This window comes from Rhizobium sp. NPDC090275 (assembly GCF_044772225.1).
Lineage (GTDB): Bacteria > Pseudomonadota > Alphaproteobacteria > Rhizobiales > Rhizobiaceae > Rhizobium.
This window is the reverse complement of record NZ_JBIVYL010000004.1, coordinates 485947-503590: the sequence shown is the minus strand read 5'-3', so window position 1 is coordinate 503590 and position 17644 is coordinate 485947. Positions and strand designations below refer to the sequence as shown.

The window sequence follows — 17644 nt, the reverse complement described above, 5'->3', positions numbered from 1 at the left end:
TCACAGGAGCGAGCAGTGGATAACACCGTCGGCGAGATGGAGGTCTTCGTGCATACGGCGAGGCTGCAGAGCTTTTCGGCGGCCGGACGCCTGCTGCGCATGTCGCCTTCGGCGGTCAGCAAGCTGGTGAGCCGGCTGGAAGAACGCTTGAAGACGCGCCTTGTCGTCAGAACCACGCGCAGTCTGCAGCTGACGCCGGAGGGTGAGGTCTATCTGGAGCGCGCGCAGCGTATTCTCGAAGACATCAAGGACGCCGAGCAGATCGTCTCGACAGGCGGCGAAGCTGCGCCGCGCGGGCGGCTGCGGGTGAGCGCCTCGGTCGCCTTCGGCGTTCGCCATGTCGTCCCGCTGGTGCCAGAGTTTCTGGCCCGCTATCCAAACGTCCAGCTCGACCTTTCGCTGACCGACGGGATGATCGACATCGTCGAGGAGCGTGCCGATGTCGCGATCCGCTCCGGCAATCTCAGGGATACGTCGCTGAAGGCGCGCAAGCTGATGGACAGCCGGCGCGTGGTCGTGGCGGCTCCGAGCTATCTTGAGCGCATGGGAATTCCCGAGAAGCCCGCCGATCTCGACCGGCACAACTGCATGACGTTCAATTTCCGGCAGACATGGGAAGAGTGGCCGTTTCGGGATCCCGCAACCGGGCAGACCTTCTCGAAAGCGGTTCACGGCAATGTCGAAGTGAACAACGGGCCGACCATTCGCAATCTATGTCTCGCGGGCGTCGGGCTGATCCGGGTGGGCGCTTTTCACGTGCAGGAGCATATCGACGAAGGTCGTCTTGTGCCGGTGCTGGAAGCGTTCAATCCCCAGGATATCGAGCATATCCACGCCGTCTATCCCGGCCACCCGCATCTCGCGAGCCGGATACGGGCCCTGATCGACTTTCTCGCCGAACGGATCTAGCTGCGAGCGTCAGCCAACCATGCGAAAACGGCGCACCCGAAGCGCGCCGTTTCCAAGTTCCGATTCCGGGCTCGTAACTTAGAGACCGGTCGTCTTCATCAACTGCTCCGGATAACGCTCGCCCTCGACCTGGATGGCGGCTGCCGCCGTCTCCATCTGCGCGAGATCGTCGGCGCTCAGTGCCACGTCGGCCGCGCCGAGGTTTTCTTCGAGGCGATGCAGCTTCGTCGTGCCGGGGATCGGCACGATCCAGGGCTTCCGGGCCAGCAGCCAGGCCAGTGCGATCTGCGCCGGCGTCGCCTTCTTGTCCTCGGCGATGCGCTTCAGGAGATCGATCAGCGCTTGGTTCTTCTCCATCGCCTCCGGCGTGAAGCGCGGCAGCAACTTGCGGAAATCGCCTTCGCCGAGCTTCGTGTCCTTGTTCATGGCTCCGGTCAAGAAGCCCTTGCCGAGCGGGCTATAGGCGACCAGCGCGATGCCAAGCTCTTCGCAGGCTTCGAGAATGCCATTGGTCTCCGGCCCGCGCGTCCACAGCGAATATTCGTTCTGCAGCGCGGCGACCGGCTGCACCGCGTGCGCGCGCCGTACGGTCTGTGCGCCCGGCTCGGACATGCCGAAGTGCTTCACCTTGCCTTCCGCAATCAGATCCTTGACCGTGCCGGCCACGTCCTCAATCGGCACGTTGGGGTCGACGCGGTGCTGGTAGAGCAGGTCGATGACATCGACACCGAGGCGCTTCAGTGAACCTTCGGCTGCCTTGCGGATCTGCTCGGGGCGGCTGTTGACGCCGGCCATCTTGCCATCGACGATATTGAAGCCGAACTTCGTGGCGATCACCACCCGGTCACGCATCGGCCGGAGCGCCTCGCCGACGATCTCTTCGTTGGTGTAGGGTCCATAGACCTCGGCGGTGTCGAAGAACATCACGCCGCGCTCGACGGCCTGGCGCACCAGCGTCACGCTCTCCTGGTTGCTCAGCGCATGGCCATAGCTGAAGTTCAGACCCATGCAGCCAAAGCCGAGGGTAGAGACTTCCAGTCCGCTTTTTCCAAGTATCCGCTTTTGCATTCTACGCTCCTTCCGGACGGCATTCGCCGTCTCACGTCGGTATAAAACAGGAGTGCCTCTGGTGCTTCCGAGCGAGCGCTGAGATGCATTCTCACGACCCAAGCACGCAGATACCCCTGAGCCGTTAAGGTAGCACCGGACCTTGCAGTGCATTAGATCATGATCTCGGCATGGACTTATATTTTTGGATCATAAGTAAGCGGGCAACAACCGATAATGACGCAAGCCCCAAACCGCGGCAGTCCGATCGGAGCCGACCCGCGCGAGGAGAAACAGGGGTGCATTGATGAACCGGCGATTGCGCCTACATCAAGCAGTATTGGCTGCTCCTACCGCACGCCTTTCAGAAGAGAGGGTCATCAATCATGAAGGGATCAAAGACGATTGTGCAAATGAGTGTCCGCGAGCGGCAGGACATACTGGCCGCAGTCGCCGATGCGCTGGAGACCAGTGCCCAAGAGGCATTGATCGAAGGCAACGCGAGTTTCGCCGCAAGCTCAGGTAACCTGGCGCTGACAATCCGCGGCAGCGTGCATGGCCTCGCCAATACTGACCTCAAGGCCGCCGAGTTCCTGTTGCAGCAAGCCATGACATTGATAGAGCAGTTCCGGTTCCGCGACCCGCGCCGGCCCGAGACGCTGACGCTTCATTAAACCCACCACGATGTTCAGCGGCCATCGTCAAACGTCTGCACGTACTGCTTCAGATGCGCCAGCAACATCCTTGCATAGCCCGGGAGCTGCATCTCGCTCCTGACGCAAACGTAGAGTTCGCGGTCCGCCCAGGGCTCCGCGATCGGTACGACCTTGAAATCCATGAAGCGCGCGTAACGTCGCGCAGCACTTTCCGGAATCATCGATACGCCAGCACCCTGCTCCACAACCCGGCACGTTGCTTCAAATCCCGCGATCAGCATCCGAAAGTGCGGCGTGCGACCAAGCTCGTTGGCGTGGCGGCCGATGAACTGCATCAAGGCCGGATTGCCTTGCTGGCCAATCAGCTTGAAATCCAAGATGCGCGGAAACGTGACGCTATCGGACGGCACGTCCAAGTCGCGCGGCGCGATCAGAACCAGACGATCGGGAACGAAACGAAAGCGCTCAAGGCCCGTCATATCGGCTGAAGAGGCGACGATGGCGATATCTGCCTGCCCCTGCTTCAGCAGGTTCACGGCCTCGAGGCTCGGCTTGTCTTCGACGCTGACACTGATATCTGGGCTTGCGGCAAGAAAGGCGCCGAGCGCCTGCGGCAAATGCTCGGCCAGCATGTTGGTGTTCGACAGCAACCGGACATGGCCGCTGCGACCATCCGCGAAAGCGTCGAGATCGGCCTCGATCCTGCGGGCATCGTCCAGGATCTGGCGGGCATGGCTCGCCAGCATCTCGCCCGCCAAGGTCGGCTTGATTCCCCGCCCCGTGCGCTCGAAAAGATCGAGGTCAAAAGCATCTTCAAGCCGCCTGAGGCGCGCGCTGACGGCCGCCACGACGACGTTGTTTTGTCGAGCGGCAGAGGTCAGGCTTCCACCGTCAACGGCGGCCAGGAACATACGCAAATCGATTAGATCGAATTTCACTATCAAGCTTTCATTTTCTGTGAAAACTGTTTGTATGACAAATTGATTTTCAAAGGCAGTATAGCGCGGCTATGACGATTGCCAAGTCGCGAACGTGACACTTCGACGCATAAAGCCATACCCTCATTTAGAGTGAATTTGTAAAGCGATATCAGTAATTTGCTTTGCTAACATTGGCTTTGATCGGCGCGTGTTGCAATTAGCCCTCGCGACGACGTGGATTGGCTACGCTCGTGGGAGGTGATGCAAAGCCTGTTGTCGTTTATTCATGCTTGATGAAAGCACGTCGATAATGCACTTGCACACCGCACCCTCTCGGCTTCCCCTCAAACGTCTGCGCTCAATCGCACTCTGTCTGTCCGCGCTGGTGTCGATCACCGGCGCAGCCTCGGCGCAAGATCAAACCGCGCAAAGCGACCTGATCACCAGGGGGCGTTATCTGGCGACGGCGGCCGATTGCGCCGCTTGCCATACCGCGCCGAACTCCGGGCAGCCCTTTGCCGGCGGCTATGCGATCGAATCGCCGCTCGGCAAGATTTTCTCGACCAACATCACGCCATCCAAGACCGACGGCATCGGCAACTACAGCGAAGAAGACTTCGCGCGCGCCGTTCGCGACGGCGTCTCCAAGGATGGCAGCCATCTCTATCCGGCGATGCCTTATACGGCGTACGCAAAGCTCTCCGACCAGGACATCTCGGCGCTCTACGCCTATTTCATGCAGGACGTGAAGCCGATCGACCACGCGCCGGAAAAGACGCAGCTGCCATTCCCGTTCAGCATCCGCGCCTCGATGTCCGCGTGGAACCTGCTCTTCCTCGACAAGGACCGCTTCCAGCCGGATGCATCGAAGTCCGCTGAATGGAACCGCGGTGCCTATCTGGCCGAGGCTCTGGAGCACTGCAGCACATGCCACACGCCGCGCAATCTCTTCATGGCGGAGAGCGGAAGCCAGGCGCTTTCGGGCGCTTCCATCGGCTCCTGGTTCGCGCCGAACATCACCTCCGACAAGGTTGATGGCATCGGCGGGTGGTCCGACGAGGAACTCGTGCAGTATCTGCGCACCGGCCATGTCGCCGGCAAGGCGCAAGCGGCCGGCCCGATGGCGGAAGCCATCGAGCACAGCATGCAGCACCTCACCGAAGCGGACCTCAAGTCGCTCGTCGTCTATCTGAAGGACACGAAGCCGATCACCACGGGCGAAGCCACGCCGCGCTACGATGTCGGCCAGGCCTCCACGGCCGAGCTCGATCTGCGCGGCCTGCCTGGTCAGGCCGTGACCGAGACGGGTTTTCATATCTTCAGCGGCTCCTGCGCCGCCTGCCATCAAGTCGATGGCGAGGGCAACGACCACTATCCTTCGCTCTTCCACAACACCGCGACCGGCGGCAACAACCCGGACAATCTGATCGCAACGATCCTGTTCGGCCTGTCGCGTACGATCGACGGCGTACCGACATTCATGCCGGCCTTCGGCGAGAACGCCGCCTACACGGACCGCCTCTCCGACAAGGACGTCGCCGATGTCAGCAACTATGTGCTTGGTCATTTCGGCAACGGCAAGGTGACCGTCACCGCAGCGGATGTCCTGCGTGTCCGCGAGGGTGGAGAGAAGCCTGTATTGGCCGCGGTTGCACCGTTCATCGTTCCGGCAGTCGCCGTGGCGCTGATCCTCGCCGCGCTCGTCATCGCGCTGCTCGTTGCTCGCCGCAGGCGGCAGCCGGCCCACGCCTGATCGTTTCACCCTTTCTCCCAGTTCTGACTGCCTCATCGAGGATATCAGCGATGCCAATCGACCCGAACAATGCGGGCTCTCTCATGAGCCGGCCCCTCCACCGCCGAGACCTCCTGCGCGCCACCGTGGCCGTCGGGGGACTGGCCGTCCTCTCCTCCTTCGCGGCGCCCGTATCGGCGTTCGCGGCCGACGATGACGTCCAGGGCTTTACCAAGCTTTCCGAATTCCTGACCGGCTACGAGCTCGACCCCGTGCTCGGCGCACGCTTCCTTGCGGCACTCTCCAAGCGTAGCAAGACGCTGAAGGCCGACATCGCCGCCCTGCAGCAGGCGGTGAGCCAGTCCGGCGCCAAGGACATGGATGGCTTTCTCGCGTCCAAGCCCGCCGAGCCTGAGATGAAGACTTCCGCGAAGATCGTCTCCGCCTGGTATCTCGGCGTGGTCGGCGAGCCACAGGACGCGGAACTCATCACCTACGAGAAATCGCTCATGTACCGCCCGACCAAGGGCCTCCTTCCCATTCCGACCTACGGTCCCGGCCCGAACGCCTGGGGACCGAAGCCCGGCAGCAAGATCTGACAGGATATAGACAATGGCAAACGACGCATATGATGCGGACCTGATCGTCATCGGATCGGGTGTCATGGGCGGCATCGTCGCCGCACAGCTCGCCAAGGCCGGCAAGAAGGTCATCATTCTCGAAGCCGGTCCGCGTGTCGATCGTCGCGAGATCGTCGAGACCTTCCGCAACGCTCCGGTCAAGCTTTCGCTGGCAAACGCCAAGCTGCAGGGCGCCGGCTCCCCCTTCCCGAGCATGCCCTGGGCGCCGTCCACCTATGGCGACTATCTGCAGTATGAAGGCCCGGTGAAATACAACACCTCCTACCTGCGCGTCGTCGGCGGCACGACCTGGCACTTCGGCTCGGCGCTCTGGCGCATGATCCCCAACGACTTCAAGATCCAGTCGCTCTACGGCCGCGGCCGCGACTGGCCAATCGGCTATGACGATCTGGAGGAGTATTACAACAAGGCGGAGCTGGAGCTCGGCGTCACCGGCACCGACGGCCAGGACGAAAGCGGCCAGGGCGGCGGTCCGATGCCGCCGCGTTCCATGCCCTTCCCGATGAAGCAGCTGAATTCCAGCTACATGTTCACGACGCTCGCCGAGAAGCTTGCGGTTGGCGGGTTCAACCCCGTGCTTGAGCCACACGGCCGCGCCTCGCGCCCCTATGGCAATCGCCCGGTCTGCGCCGGCAACAACAACTGCAACCCGGTCTGTCCGATCGGCGCCAAGTATGACGGCTCGATGCACATCGACGAAGCCGAACGCCATGGTGCCAAGCTGCTGGACAACTCGCCCGTCTACAAGGTGGAAGCCGGCGACGACGGCAAGATCACCGCGGTCTGGTACAAGAAGCCCGACAATTCCGAGCATCGCCTGACGGCGCGCTATTTCGTGCTTGCCGCCTATGGCATCGAGTCCGCCAAGCTGCTGCTCATCTCGACCTCGGACAAGTATCCGAACGGCATTGCCAATTCGTCGGATCAGGTCGGCCGCAATCTCATGGACCACACCGGCATCAGCATGAACATGCTGACCAAGGAGGACATGTGGCCGGGCGAAGGCCCGACCGAACTGCTGGTCTATCTCAACCAGCGCGACGGCGCCTTCCGCAAGGATTACCCGAGCTACAAGATCAAGGTGCGCAACACGGTACCGACAGCCCAGATGACCGAAGGCTTCATCAAGAAGGGCATCCTGGGCTCCAAGCTCGACGAACAGATCCGCAAATACTCGGCCCGCTCGCTGAACTGGGCGATCGATTTCGAACCGCTGCCGCTCGCCGAAAACCGCGTCACGCCGTCGAAGACCAAGTTCGACGCGCTCGGCATCCCGGTTCCGGTGCTCTACTATTCGGTCACCGACTACTGGAACGCCGGCCGCGACAAGGGGCTGGAAGATCTGAACAAGATCGCGCAGCTGCTCGACGCGGAGGTTCTGTCGACCGACGTGAAGTGGCAAAACCGCCAGCACGTCATGGGCACGACCCGGATGGGCGACGATCCGAAGGACTCGGTCGTCGACCGCGATTGCCGCACGCATGATCACCCGAACATGTTCATTGCAGGCACCAGCGTCATGCCGTCGGCATCCTGCATGAACCCGACACTGACGGGTGCGGCACTCAGCGTGCGTATTGCCGAGCAGCTGATCAAGGAGATCTGATTTCAGCGCTCACGAAGGTCCCGGCCGTACTGGTCGAGACCTTCCCGATCTCAAAAACGAAAACAGCGACCGCCTCGCAGGCCGGTCGCTGTTTTCGTATTCGCCGATGAAAGCGACGTCAGTCGCGATTGGTATAGAGCGCACTGGAGCGCTCGAGGTGTTTCAAGATCGCGGCTTCCGCACCGTTCGCATCGTTGGCGGCGAGACAGTCAAGGATATGTTCATGCTCCACCAGCGTGAACTTCTCCTTGCCGGTCCAGATCAGCATGTCCGTGTGATAGGCCTTCAGCCATGCCAGCATGGCCTCGCTGACGGCGACGAAGATCGGGTTGCCGGAGATCTGCGCGATCCGCGTATGGAACTGCATGTCGGCGGCGATGAAGTCTTCCGCGTTGCCAAGCGAGCGGCGCTGCTCTTCGATGATATCGCGAAGATCGGTGATGTCGGCGGGGGTGGCCTTCACTGCCGCCTCGCGCGCCATGCCGCGTTCGAAGAAGATGCGTGAGCTCTTGAGGTGATCGAGCGAGTCGGCCGATTGCGCGAGCATGATCTTCGCCGTCAGGTCCACCTGGCGGAAAATCGATCTTGCGGTCAGCTGCAGAACCTTGGCGCGCTCCCCGTGCGATATGTTGACCAAGCCCATGTTGGCCAGCGACTGCATCGCCTCGCGGATAGCCGGCCTCCCAACCCCGAAGCGCTCCATCAGCACCCGCTCCGAAGGCATCTCGTCGCCCGGGCGAAGCTCACCCGAGGTGATCATTCTCTCCAGCCGATCGAAAACCTCATCGGATAGTTTGCGACGCACGATCTGTTCGATTGGCTGATTCATGGTGTCTCGCTGGCTCACAATATCCCTCCTTTATGCATGCTAGCGTCCCGGCACGAAAGGCCGTCGTCTGAAATCGGTCTGTGCTCTTTCAAAAAATTTTCATTGCAGAAATTGGAATACTCATTATACCAGTTCACGAGTTGACGCCATGGCAAACTTTCGACCTAGGCAGGAGGAGCAACGAAACCTCATGATGATCACAGTTACCTACCGCATCGAAACGACCGGCAGCGTCGAGGCCATGGCCGCCAAGATCGCCAGCGATCAGTCGACCGGCACGTTCGTCCCCGTTCCCGGCGAGACGGAAGAGCTGAAGGCGCGCGTCGCGGCACGCGTTATCGCCATCCGTCACCTGCCCGATGCGGAATACCCGACCTGGCCGGAAGTAGCACCCGGCAGCGGCCCCATTCACTGCGCCGATGCCGATATCGCCTTCCCAATGGACGCGATCGGCACGGATCTCTCCGCCCTGATGACCATCGCGATTGGTGGCGTATTCTCGATCAAGGGCATGAGCGGCATTCGCATCGTCGATATGAAGCTGCCGGAAGCCTTCGCCACCGCGCATCCCGGCCCACAGTTCGGCCTGCCCGGCAGCCGCAAGCTCACCGGCGTCGAAGGGCGGCCGATCATCGGCACGATCGTCAAGCCGGCGCTCGGCCTGCGCCCGCATGAGACCGCGGAGCTGGTCGGCGAACTGATCGAGTCCGGCGTCGACTTCATCAAGGACGACGAAAAGCTGATGAGCCCGGCCTATTCGCCGCTCAAGGAGCGCGTAGCGGCCATCATGCCGAAGATCCTCGATCACGAGCAGAAGACCGGCAAGAAGGTCATGTACGCTTTCGGCATCTCGCATGCCGATCCGGACGAGATGATGCGCAATCACGATCTCGTCCTGAAGGCCGGCGGCAACTGCGCCGTCGTCAACATCAATTCGATTGGCTTCGGCGGTATGAGCTTCCTGCGCAAGCGCTCGGGCCTTGTTCTGCATGCCCACCGCAACGGTTGGGACATCCTCACCCGCGATCCGGGCGCCGGTCTCGATTTCAAGGTCTACCAGCAGTTCTGGCGCCTGCTCGGCGTTGACCAATTCCAGATCAACGGCATCCGCATCAAGTATTGGGAGCCGGACGACAGCTTCGTCGAATCCTTCAAGGCCGTCAGCACGCCGCTGTTCAGCAAGGCGGACTGCCCGTTGCCGGTCGCTGGCTCCGGCCAGTGGGGTGGCCAGGCGCCGGACACCTATAACCGCACCGGCCGCACTACCGACCTGCTCTATCTATGCGGCGGCGGCATCGTCAGCCATCCGGGCGGCCCGGCGGCCGGCGTACGCGCCGTGCAGCAGGCCTGGCAGGCGGCGGTCGCCGACATCCCGCTCGACGAATACGCCAAGGATCATCCGGAACTCGCGGCCTCGATCGCGAAGTTCGGCGACGGCAAGGCAGCTTGAGACCATGACCAAACCTCTGCTTACCTATTACGGTGACGATTTCACCGGTTCAGCCGACGTCATGGAAGCGCTCGCTTCCAACGGCGTGCCGACCGTGCTGTTTCTCGGCATCCCCAGCGCCGAGACCGCAAAGCGTTTCGCCGATTACCGCGCCTTCGGCATTGCCGGCACCAGCCGCAGCGAAACGCCGGAGTGGATGGAGAAGCATCTGCCGGCGATCTTTGAATGGCTGAAGGCGCTCGATGCCGACATCTGCCATTACAAGGTCTGCTCGACCTTCGATTCCAGCCCTGCGGTCGGCAACATCGGCAAGGCGATCGAAATCGGCAAGGCGCTCTATGGCCAACCGGTCGTGCCCGTTGTCGTCGGCGCACCGCAGCTGAAGCGCTTCACGGCGTTCGGCAATCTCTTCGCCGCCTACCAGGATCGCTACTACCGTATCGATCGCCATCCCGTCATGAGCCGCCATCCGGTGACACCGATGGCCGAAGCCGACCTGACGCTGCATCTCGCAAAGCAGACGGCTCTGCCCGTAGCGCTCGCCGATCTCGTCACCACCGCAGCCGCCGATGCCGACCAGCGCATCGACAAGACGATCGCGGACCTCGATGGCATCCTGCTGATCGACGTGGATAGCGCCCAGTCGCAGGCTCTGGCCGGCCGTCAGGTCTGGCGGGCCAAGCGCGACGGCGGCCTCTTCACGGCCGGCTCGTCGGGCGTCGAATACGCGCTGTTGCAGGCGTGGAAGGCTGAAGGCCTGCTTGGCGAACCGACGACCTTCGCCGAGCCCGGCAAGGTCGACCGCCTCGCCGTCGTCTCGGGAAGCGTCTCGCCCACCACGGAACGGCAGATCCGCAACGCAACTGAAAACGGTTTTGACGGCATTCCCGTCGATCCGCTCGATCTTGTCGGCGAAAGCGGCGATCGCGCCATCGAAACGGCTGTCGCCGAAGGCATCAAGCGCCTGAAGGATGGCCGCAGCGTCATCCTGCATACGGCGCTCGGCTCATCGTCGGACAAGGGAACCGATATCGATCGTATTCCTGGCTCCCGCCACCGCCTCGGCTCCGCTCTCGGCACGATTCTGCGCCGGCTGATCGAAACCGAAAACTTGCCCCGCGCTGTCATCGCCGGCGGCGACACGTCGAGCCACGCGCTGCAGCAGTTGCGTGTGGACGCTCTGACGACCCTGCTGCCGCTGCCGCAGACACCAGGCTCGCCACTCTGCACCGCGCACGGCAACTACGCGCCGACCAACGGGCTGCAGATCGCGCTCAAGGGCGGCCAGGTCGGAACCGACGGCTATTTCGCACAGATTCGCGACGGACGGAGGGCTTGAACATGCGCTACTGGGTTGGCACCAGCTTCAAGATGAACAAGACGCTTGGCGAAGCTCTGTCCTTCGCCGAAAAGCTGGCAGTCGCCGACGGCGATCGCCACGCCGATATCCAGCGTTTCGTCATCCCGCCCTTCACGGCGGTGCGCGAAGTCAAGAAGGCTCTCGCCGATGGCTCGGTGAAGGTCGGCGCGCAGAACATGCACTGGGACGCAGCCGGCGCGTGGACCGGCGAGATCTCGGCCCCGATGCTGAAGGATTGCAACCTCGACATCGTCGAGCTCGGCCACTCGGAGCGTCGCGAGCACTTCGGCGAGACCGACGAAACCGTCGGCCTGAAGGTCGAAAGCGCCGTCAACCACGGCCTGATCCCGCTGATCTGCATCGGTGAGACTCTTGCCGAACGCAATGCCGGTGATGCCGACGCGGTACTGAAGCGCCAAGTTGAGGGCGCGCTGGCGCGCGTCCCCACATCCGGCAAGGACGCGGAAATTCTACTTGCCTACGAACCGGTCTGGGCGATCGGCGTCAACGGCATTCCGGCGACCGCCGACTATGCCGACGAACGCCACGCGCGCATCGCCGACGTCGCCGCCAAGGCGCTCGGTCGCGCGGTTCCGGTTCTCTACGGCGGCAGCGTCAATCCAGGCAATTGCGAGGAGCTGATCACGCAGCCGCACATCGACGGCTTGTTCATCGGCCGCTCTGCCTGGGCTGTCGAAGGCTATCTCGACATTCTGAAGCGCGTTGCCGCGGTCATCTGATCACAGCCACCAATTCTACTCATCCAGCCCCCGAATGATTGAAAGGACACGGACCATGAAAATCGCCATCGGAGCGGATAGCGCCGGCAAGCCCTTGCTTGACGTGATCGCCGCCCACCTCGCCACCAAGGCGGGCCTCGAAGTGCACGATCTCAGCCAGGCTGGCTTCTACGCCGACCTGTCGCAGAACCTCGCGCAGACCATCGTCGACGGCCAGCATGAGCGCGGCATCCTAATCTGCGGCACCGGCATCGGCGTTTCGATCTCGGCCAACAAGGTTCCCGGCATCCGCGCCGCGCTGACGCACGACACATACTCTGCCGAGCGCGCCGCGAAATCCAACAACGCACAGATCATCACCATGGGCGCACGCGTGATCGGTCCGGAACTTGCCAAGTCGATCGTCGACACCTGGCTCGCCTCCGAATTCGATCCGAAGGGCGCTTCGGCAGGCAACGTCGACGCCATCAACCGGCTCGACGCGGTTAAGTAATACTTATTCTGGGGTGGTGATTGACTCATCATACCAGCAACGTTAACAATTCCAGCAAAACACGAAGTGAGGAAACATGACTTCCATTGCTCTGTTCGGCGCCGGCGGCAAAATGGGCTACCGGCTTGCAAAGAACCTCAAGGGTTCGCGCTACGACGTTCGCCACGTCGAAATCAGCGATATCGGCAAGGCACGCCTGAAGGACGATCTCGGCCTTTCGACCGTGGACGTGGACGTTGCGCTTGACGGCGTCGACGTCGTCATCCTGGCCGTTCCGGATACGCATATCGGCAAGGTTGCCGCCGGCATCAACGACAAGCTCAAGGCCGGCACCATGGTTGTCGCGCTCGACGCTGCTGCGCCGTTCGCTGGCCACTTCCCGGAGCGCCCTGACCTGACGTACTTCGTCACGCATCCGTGCCACCCGCCGATCTTCAACGACGAAACGGACATGCAGGCCAAGAAGGACCACTTCGGCGGCCTCTTCGCCAAGCAGCACATCGTTTCGGCGCTGATGCAGGGTCCGGAAGAAGCCTACGCCGTCGGCGAAGAAATCGCCAAGACGATCTGGGCACCGGTCATGCGCTCGCACCGCGTCACCGTCGAACAGATGGCGATGCTGGAGCCGGGTCTCTCCGAGACCGTTGCCGCTTCGCTGCTCGTCGTCATGAAGCAGGCCATGGATGAGTGCGTCGCACGCGGCGTTCCGGAAGAAGCTGCCCGCGACTTCCTGCTCGGCCACCTGAACGTACTCGGCGCCGTCATCTTCGGCGAAGTCCAGGGCGTGTTCTCGGACGCTTGCAACAAGGCTATCGAATTCGGCATTCCCGCCCTGATGAAGGACGATTGGAAGCGCGTCTTCGAACCTCAGGAGATCGCTGACAGCATCAAGCGTATCACCTGATACCGGTCCCGGGAGGGGGCAACCCCTCCCCTTTCACCGCCCTGCTGGGAACAGGGCTTCTTTTGGGAGGAAACCAATGAGACTGACACGTAGACTGACCGTCGCTGCCTTTGCCAGCGCGCTTGCTTTCGGCGTTGCCATGCCTGCCTTTTCGGCGGACCTGATCGCCATCATCACCCCCGCACACGACAACCCGTTCTTCAAGGCTGAAGCCGTAGGTGCTGAAGCCAAGGCGAAGGAATTGGGCTATGAAGCGCTCGTCATGACCCATGACGACGACGCCAACAAGCAATCCCAGATGATCGACACCGCCATCGGCCGCGGTGCGAAGGCCATCATTCTCGACAACGCCGGCGCTGATGCGACCGTTGCCGCTGTCAAGAAGGCCAAGGACGCGGGCATTCCGTCCTTCCTCATCGACCGCGAAATCAACGCCACGGGCGTTGCCGCCGCACAGATCGTTTCCAACAACTACCAGGGTGCCCAGCTGGGCGCGCAGGAATTCGTCAAGCTGATGGGCGAGAAGGGCAACTATGTCGAGCTCGTCGGCAAAGAATCCGACACCAATGCCGGCATCCGCTCGCAGGGCTATCATGACGTCATCGACGACTATCCGGACCTGAAGTCGGTTGCCAAGCAGTCGGCCAACTGGAGCCAGACGGAAGCCTACGCCAAGATGGAAACCATCCTGCAGGCAAACCCGGATATCCAGGGCGTCATCTCCGGCAACGACACGATGGCCATGGGCGCGATCGCCGCTCTCCAGGCCGCCGGCCGCAAGGACGTGATCGTCGTCGGCTTCGACGGCTCCAACGACGTCCGCGACTCCATCAAGTCCGGCGGCATCAAGGCCACCGTTCTGCAGCCCGCCTACGCGCAGGCACAGATGGCTGTCGAGCAGGCCGACGCCTACATCAAGAACAAGACTCTTCCCAAGGAAGAGAAGCAGCTGATGGATTGCATTCTCATCAACGCCGACAACGCCTCCAAGCTCGAAACCTTCGCGATCGCGAAGTAACGACAGCTTGAGACCAATGGCGAAGAGCGCACTCATCGGCGCTCTTCGTTCTTTATCCTATTCCATAAGATTGGAGTTTCGTGGATGGCGAGGGTCAGAAGCGTGGTTGTGATCGCATTGCTTGCGATGGCACTGCCGGGCTGCAAAATCATCAAAACGCCGACGGCGGAAGAAAAGGCGGCGGAAACCGCCAAGAGCGCCTTTGACCCAGCGGCAAAGGTCGACGCCATCTGGCAGTCGCAGGCAATTCCCTATCTGCAAAAGCGGGCTGGTGAGCTGAAGGACGTCGTGGCGCTTGCCGCGTCGAGCCCGGATCAGGCCGGCGAGAAATACGGCAATCCCCGCAAGCAGGCGAGCGCCCCCTGGACCTATGCGGTCAAGCTGAGCGGCAAGATCGTCGCGGCCGATACCGCATCGCGGGCGGCGACGATCGACGTGGATGCCGATGGAGACGGCAAGGCCGACGCCAAGGTGCAGATCGGTCCCGCCGTGCGCGGAACGGCGCTGCGCGATACGCTTGAATTCGTCAATTTCAACGAGTTCAAGAACCAGATCGAGTGGGCGCAATTCGGCAAGGCGTTCAACGAGAAGATCAACACCGCCCTCTTGGCGCCGCTACCGCGCGACGGTCTGACCGGCAAGACCGTCACGGTCACCGGCGCCTTCCCGCTGCCGGCATCCGGCCAATTGCCGCTGGTGACGCCGGCCGAATTGACGGTGGGGCCGTAGCGATGAGCGAAACGATCGAACACGACGTTATCCTTCGCCTTGAAGAGGTGTCCAAAGTCTATTCCGGCATCGTCGCCGTCAAGCGCGCCGATCTCGAGCTCAGACGCGGCGCGGTCAATGTGCTGGTCGGCGAGAACGGCGCTGGAAAGTCGACGCTGATGAAGATGATCGCCGGCGTAGAGCGGCCAACGCTTGGACGCATCGTCCTCGATGGCGAAACTGTCTCCTTCGACAGTCCGGCCGACGCCCAGGCGCACGGCATTGGCATGATCTTCCAGGAGCTCAACCTCTTCGCCAACATGACGGTGGCCGAAAACATCTTCACAACCCGCGAGATCACCCGCGGCATTCGCGGCATCGATCACAAGGCGCAGATCGAAAAGGCAAACGCGTTTCTGAAACGCCTGGATGCCGGCATTCATGCCGAGACCATGGTCGAGGACCTGCCGATCGGTCAGCAGCAGCTGGTCGAGATCGCCAAGGCGATGTCGCTCAACGCCCGCATCCTGATCATGGACGAGCCGACATCGGCGCTATCAGCGGCCGAGGTCGAAATCCTCTTCAAGGTTATCGCCGAACTGAAGGCGCAGGGTGTGGCCATCGTCTATATCTCGCACCGGCTGGAAGAGCTGATGCGGATCGGTGATTACATCACCGTGCTGCGCGACGGCCAGATCACCGGCCATGCGATGGTCCGCGACATCGACACCAAGTGGATCGTCCGCTCGATGATCGGCTCGGACGCAAAGGATTTCGCCAAGGCGGCCGACCATGAGCTCGGACCGGAAGCCTTTCGCGCCGAGGAGATCAGCCTGCCGCGCAGAACCGGCGGGCTGGCCGTCGACCACGTCTCGCTCTCAGTGCGAGCTGGAGAAATCCTCGGCATCTACGGCCTGATGGGCGCTGGACGCAGCGAGTTCTTCGAATGCGTGATCGGCCGCCACAAGCACTCGACCGGCAAGATCTTCATCGATGGCCAGGAAGTGCGCGCGCAAGATACGACGGGCCGGATCAGGAAGGGGCTTGCCCTCATCCCCGAGGACCGGCAGCGCGAAGGATTGGTGCAGGTGCTCTCCATCGCCAGCAATCTGACGCTCGCCAGCCTCGATCATTTCACGCGGATCTTTCACATCAAGGCCGGCGCCGAAAGGCAGGGCATCAACGACATGATCCGCGATCTCTCCATCAAGGCGCCGAACCCGGAATTCGAGGTTACCTCGATGTCCGGCGGCAACCAGCAGAAGGTGGTCATCGGTAAGGCGCTGATGACCAATCCGAAGGTGCTGCTGATGGACGAGCCCAGCCGCGGCATTGACGTCGGCGCCAAGGCGGACGTGTTCCGCACCATGCGCAGACTGGCCGCCAAGGGCCTTGCAATATTGTTTTCAACCTCAGACCTTGAAGAGGTCATGGCCCTTTCCGACCGCATCGCCGTGCTTAGCAACGGCAAGCTGGTCGCCGTCTTCGACAGAAGCGAAGCAACGGAAGAGGCTATCATCGCGGCATCTGCCAAAGGTCACGGACACCAGGGAAAGCTCGCGTCATGACGGCGGACACCTCATCCACATTCGGGGCAAAGCGTTCGAGCGGCTCCATTCTCCTCACCCTGATGAAGCTCAGAACCTTCATCGCCCTTTTTGCCGTGATCATCTTCTTCGCGATCTTCGCGCCGAATTTCACATCCACGGCCAACATGATCCTGATGTCGAAACACGTTGCGCTCAACGCGTTCCTCGCCATGGGCATGACCTTCGTCATCATCACCGGCGGCATCGACCTCTCGGTCGGCTCGATCGTCGGCCTGTGCGGCATGGTCGCCGGCGCCTTGATCCTCAACGGCGTGGAACTGCCGATCGGCTACACGATCTTCTTCAACATCTATGAGATCGTGCTGATCACACTGGCCGTCGGCCTGGCGATCGGCCTGATCAACGGCTTGTTGATCACCAAGCTCAACGTCGCGCCGTTTATCGCCACGCTCGGCACGCTTTACATCGCACGCGGCCTGGCACTGCTCTCCTCCGACGGCCAGACCTTCCCCAATCTCGTCGGCAAGCCGGAATACATGACGACGGGCTTCGACGTCTTCGGCGCCGGCCGCATGCTGGGCCTGCCGGTTTCGATCTGGATTCTGATCGTGCTAGCCCTAATTGCCGCCTACGTGGCGCGCTCGACGCCGATCGGCCGGCATATCTTCGCCGTCGGTGGCAACGAACGTGCGGCGCGCATGTCCGGTATCCGGGTCGATGTGGTGAAGATCTTCGTCTACATGTTCTCGGGCCTGTGCGCGGCCATCGTCGGGCTCATCATCTCGTCCGAACTGATGGCCTCGCATCCGGCCACCGGCGAAAGCTTCGAGCTCAACGCGATCGCCGCGGCGGTGCTCGGCGGGACTTCGATGTCAGGCGGGCGCGGCACGATCGGCGGCACGATCATCGGCGCCTTCGTCATCGGCATCCTGTCGGACGGGCTGGTCATGATGGGCGTATCGTCCTTCTGGCAGATGGTCATCAAGGGGCTTGTGATTATTATCGCGGTTGTGGTGGATCAGGCCCAGCGCCGTCTGCAACAGCGCGTGACTCTCATGCAAATGGCAAAGGCAGGATAAGC

At 61.9% G+C, this 17644-nt stretch carries 17 protein-coding genes; 14 read left to right on the top strand and 3 right to left on the bottom strand.

The features are described from left to right. Positions 1-15: 15 nt before the first annotated feature. Positions 16-909, top strand: a complete 894-nt coding sequence (locus ACIQUB_RS13470; protein ID WP_402930159.1) for a LysR family transcriptional regulator — start codon at positions 16-18, stop codon at positions 907-909. Between the two features lie 78 nt (positions 910-987). On the opposite strand, the gene ACIQUB_RS13465 is transcribed toward ACIQUB_RS13470, so the two are convergent. After that, complete coding sequence (locus tag ACIQUB_RS13465; protein WP_402930158.1) at positions 988-1977, bottom strand: aldo/keto reductase; 990 nt, start codon at positions 1975-1977, stop codon at positions 988-990. Between the two features lie 365 nt (positions 1978-2342). Between ACIQUB_RS13465 and ACIQUB_RS13460 the strand changes: the two genes are divergently transcribed. After that, positions 2343-2630: a hypothetical protein gene (locus tag ACIQUB_RS13460; RefSeq protein ID WP_113236079.1), complete on the top strand. Its 288-nt coding sequence runs from the start codon at positions 2343-2345 to the stop codon at positions 2628-2630. A 14-nt stretch (positions 2631-2644) separates the two neighbouring features. On the opposite strand, the gene ACIQUB_RS13455 is transcribed toward ACIQUB_RS13460, so the two are convergent. Continuing rightward, positions 2645-3550, bottom strand: coding sequence for a LysR family transcriptional regulator (locus tag ACIQUB_RS13455; RefSeq protein ID WP_402930156.1), 906 nt, complete (start codon positions 3548-3550; stop codon positions 2645-2647). A 292-nt stretch (positions 3551-3842) separates the two neighbouring features. Between ACIQUB_RS13455 and ACIQUB_RS13450 the strand changes: the two genes are divergently transcribed. From ACIQUB_RS13450 to ACIQUB_RS13440, 3 genes are read left to right on the top strand one after another with little or no spacing between them, the layout of a single operon-like run. Continuing rightward, entirely contained in the window at positions 3843-5285 is a 1443-nt protein-coding gene (locus ACIQUB_RS13450; protein ID WP_402930154.1) for a c-type cytochrome, read from the top strand. 50 nt (positions 5286-5335) lie between these two features. Continuing rightward, positions 5336-5863, top strand: coding sequence for a sugar dehydrogenase complex small subunit (locus ACIQUB_RS13445; RefSeq protein ID WP_209193330.1), 528 nt, complete (start codon positions 5336-5338; stop codon positions 5861-5863). Between the two features lie 13 nt (positions 5864-5876). Next, the gene (locus ACIQUB_RS13440) at positions 5877-7511 is read left to right on the top strand and encodes a GMC family oxidoreductase (protein WP_402930151.1); all 1635 of its coding nucleotides are present in this window, start codon (positions 5877-5879) and stop codon (positions 7509-7511) included. Between the two features lie 118 nt (positions 7512-7629). Here ACIQUB_RS13440 and ACIQUB_RS13435 read toward each other — a convergent pair whose 3' ends face one another. Continuing rightward, positions 7630-8340 carry a transcriptional regulator NanR gene (locus ACIQUB_RS13435; RefSeq protein ID WP_402930149.1) on the bottom strand — a complete coding sequence of 237 codons (711 nt, stop codon included), beginning with the start codon at positions 8338-8340 and terminating at the stop codon, positions 7630-7632. A 190-nt stretch (positions 8341-8530) separates the two neighbouring features. Between ACIQUB_RS13435 and oiaX the strand changes: the two genes are divergently transcribed. The 9 genes from oiaX to ACIQUB_RS13390 all read left to right on the top strand — a co-directional run bounded on the left by oiaX (position 8531) and on the right by ACIQUB_RS13390 (position 17642). After that, the gene (oiaX, locus tag ACIQUB_RS13430; protein WP_402930147.1) at positions 8531-9790 is read left to right on the top strand and encodes a 3-oxo-isoapionate-4-phosphate decarboxylase OiaX; all 1260 of its coding nucleotides are present in this window, start codon (positions 8531-8533) and stop codon (positions 9788-9790) included. A 4-nt stretch (positions 9791-9794) separates the two neighbouring features. Further along, positions 9795-11129 (top strand): four-carbon acid sugar kinase family protein, encoded by a 1335-nt coding sequence (locus ACIQUB_RS13425; RefSeq protein ID WP_402930145.1) that lies wholly within the window; start codon positions 9795-9797, stop codon positions 11127-11129. Between the two features lie 2 nt (positions 11130-11131). Further along, positions 11132-11890: a triose-phosphate isomerase gene (locus ACIQUB_RS13420; protein ID WP_402930143.1), complete on the top strand. Its 759-nt coding sequence runs from the start codon at positions 11132-11134 to the stop codon at positions 11888-11890. A 55-nt stretch (positions 11891-11945) separates the two neighbouring features. Further along, the gene (locus ACIQUB_RS13415) at positions 11946-12383 is read left to right on the top strand and encodes an RpiB/LacA/LacB family sugar-phosphate isomerase (RefSeq protein WP_018896827.1); all 438 of its coding nucleotides are present in this window, start codon (positions 11946-11948) and stop codon (positions 12381-12383) included. Positions 12384-12459: 76 nt separating this feature from the next. Further along, positions 12460-13287, top strand: coding sequence for a phosphogluconate dehydrogenase C-terminal domain-containing protein (locus ACIQUB_RS13410; RefSeq protein ID WP_018896826.1), 828 nt, complete (start codon positions 12460-12462; stop codon positions 13285-13287). A gap of 76 nt (positions 13288-13363) precedes the next feature. Next, a complete protein-coding gene (locus ACIQUB_RS13405) occupies positions 13364-14305 on the top strand; it encodes a D-ribose ABC transporter substrate-binding protein (protein ID WP_018896825.1) in 942 nt (313 codons plus the stop codon). Positions 14306-14389: 84 nt separating this feature from the next. Further along, positions 14390-15034, top strand: a complete 645-nt coding sequence (locus ACIQUB_RS13400; RefSeq protein WP_402930140.1) for a DUF2291 family protein — start codon at positions 14390-14392, stop codon at positions 15032-15034. 2 nt (positions 15035-15036) lie between these two features. Next, positions 15037-16581 (top strand): sugar ABC transporter ATP-binding protein, encoded by a 1545-nt coding sequence (locus ACIQUB_RS13395; protein ID WP_402930138.1) that lies wholly within the window; start codon positions 15037-15039, stop codon positions 16579-16581. Continuing rightward, the gene (locus ACIQUB_RS13390) at positions 16578-17642 is read left to right on the top strand and encodes an ABC transporter permease (RefSeq protein ID WP_018896822.1); all 1065 of its coding nucleotides are present in this window, start codon (positions 16578-16580) and stop codon (positions 17640-17642) included. The genes ACIQUB_RS13395 and ACIQUB_RS13390 overlap by 4 nt, the downstream gene beginning before the upstream one ends. Positions 17643-17644 lie beyond the last annotated feature (2 nt).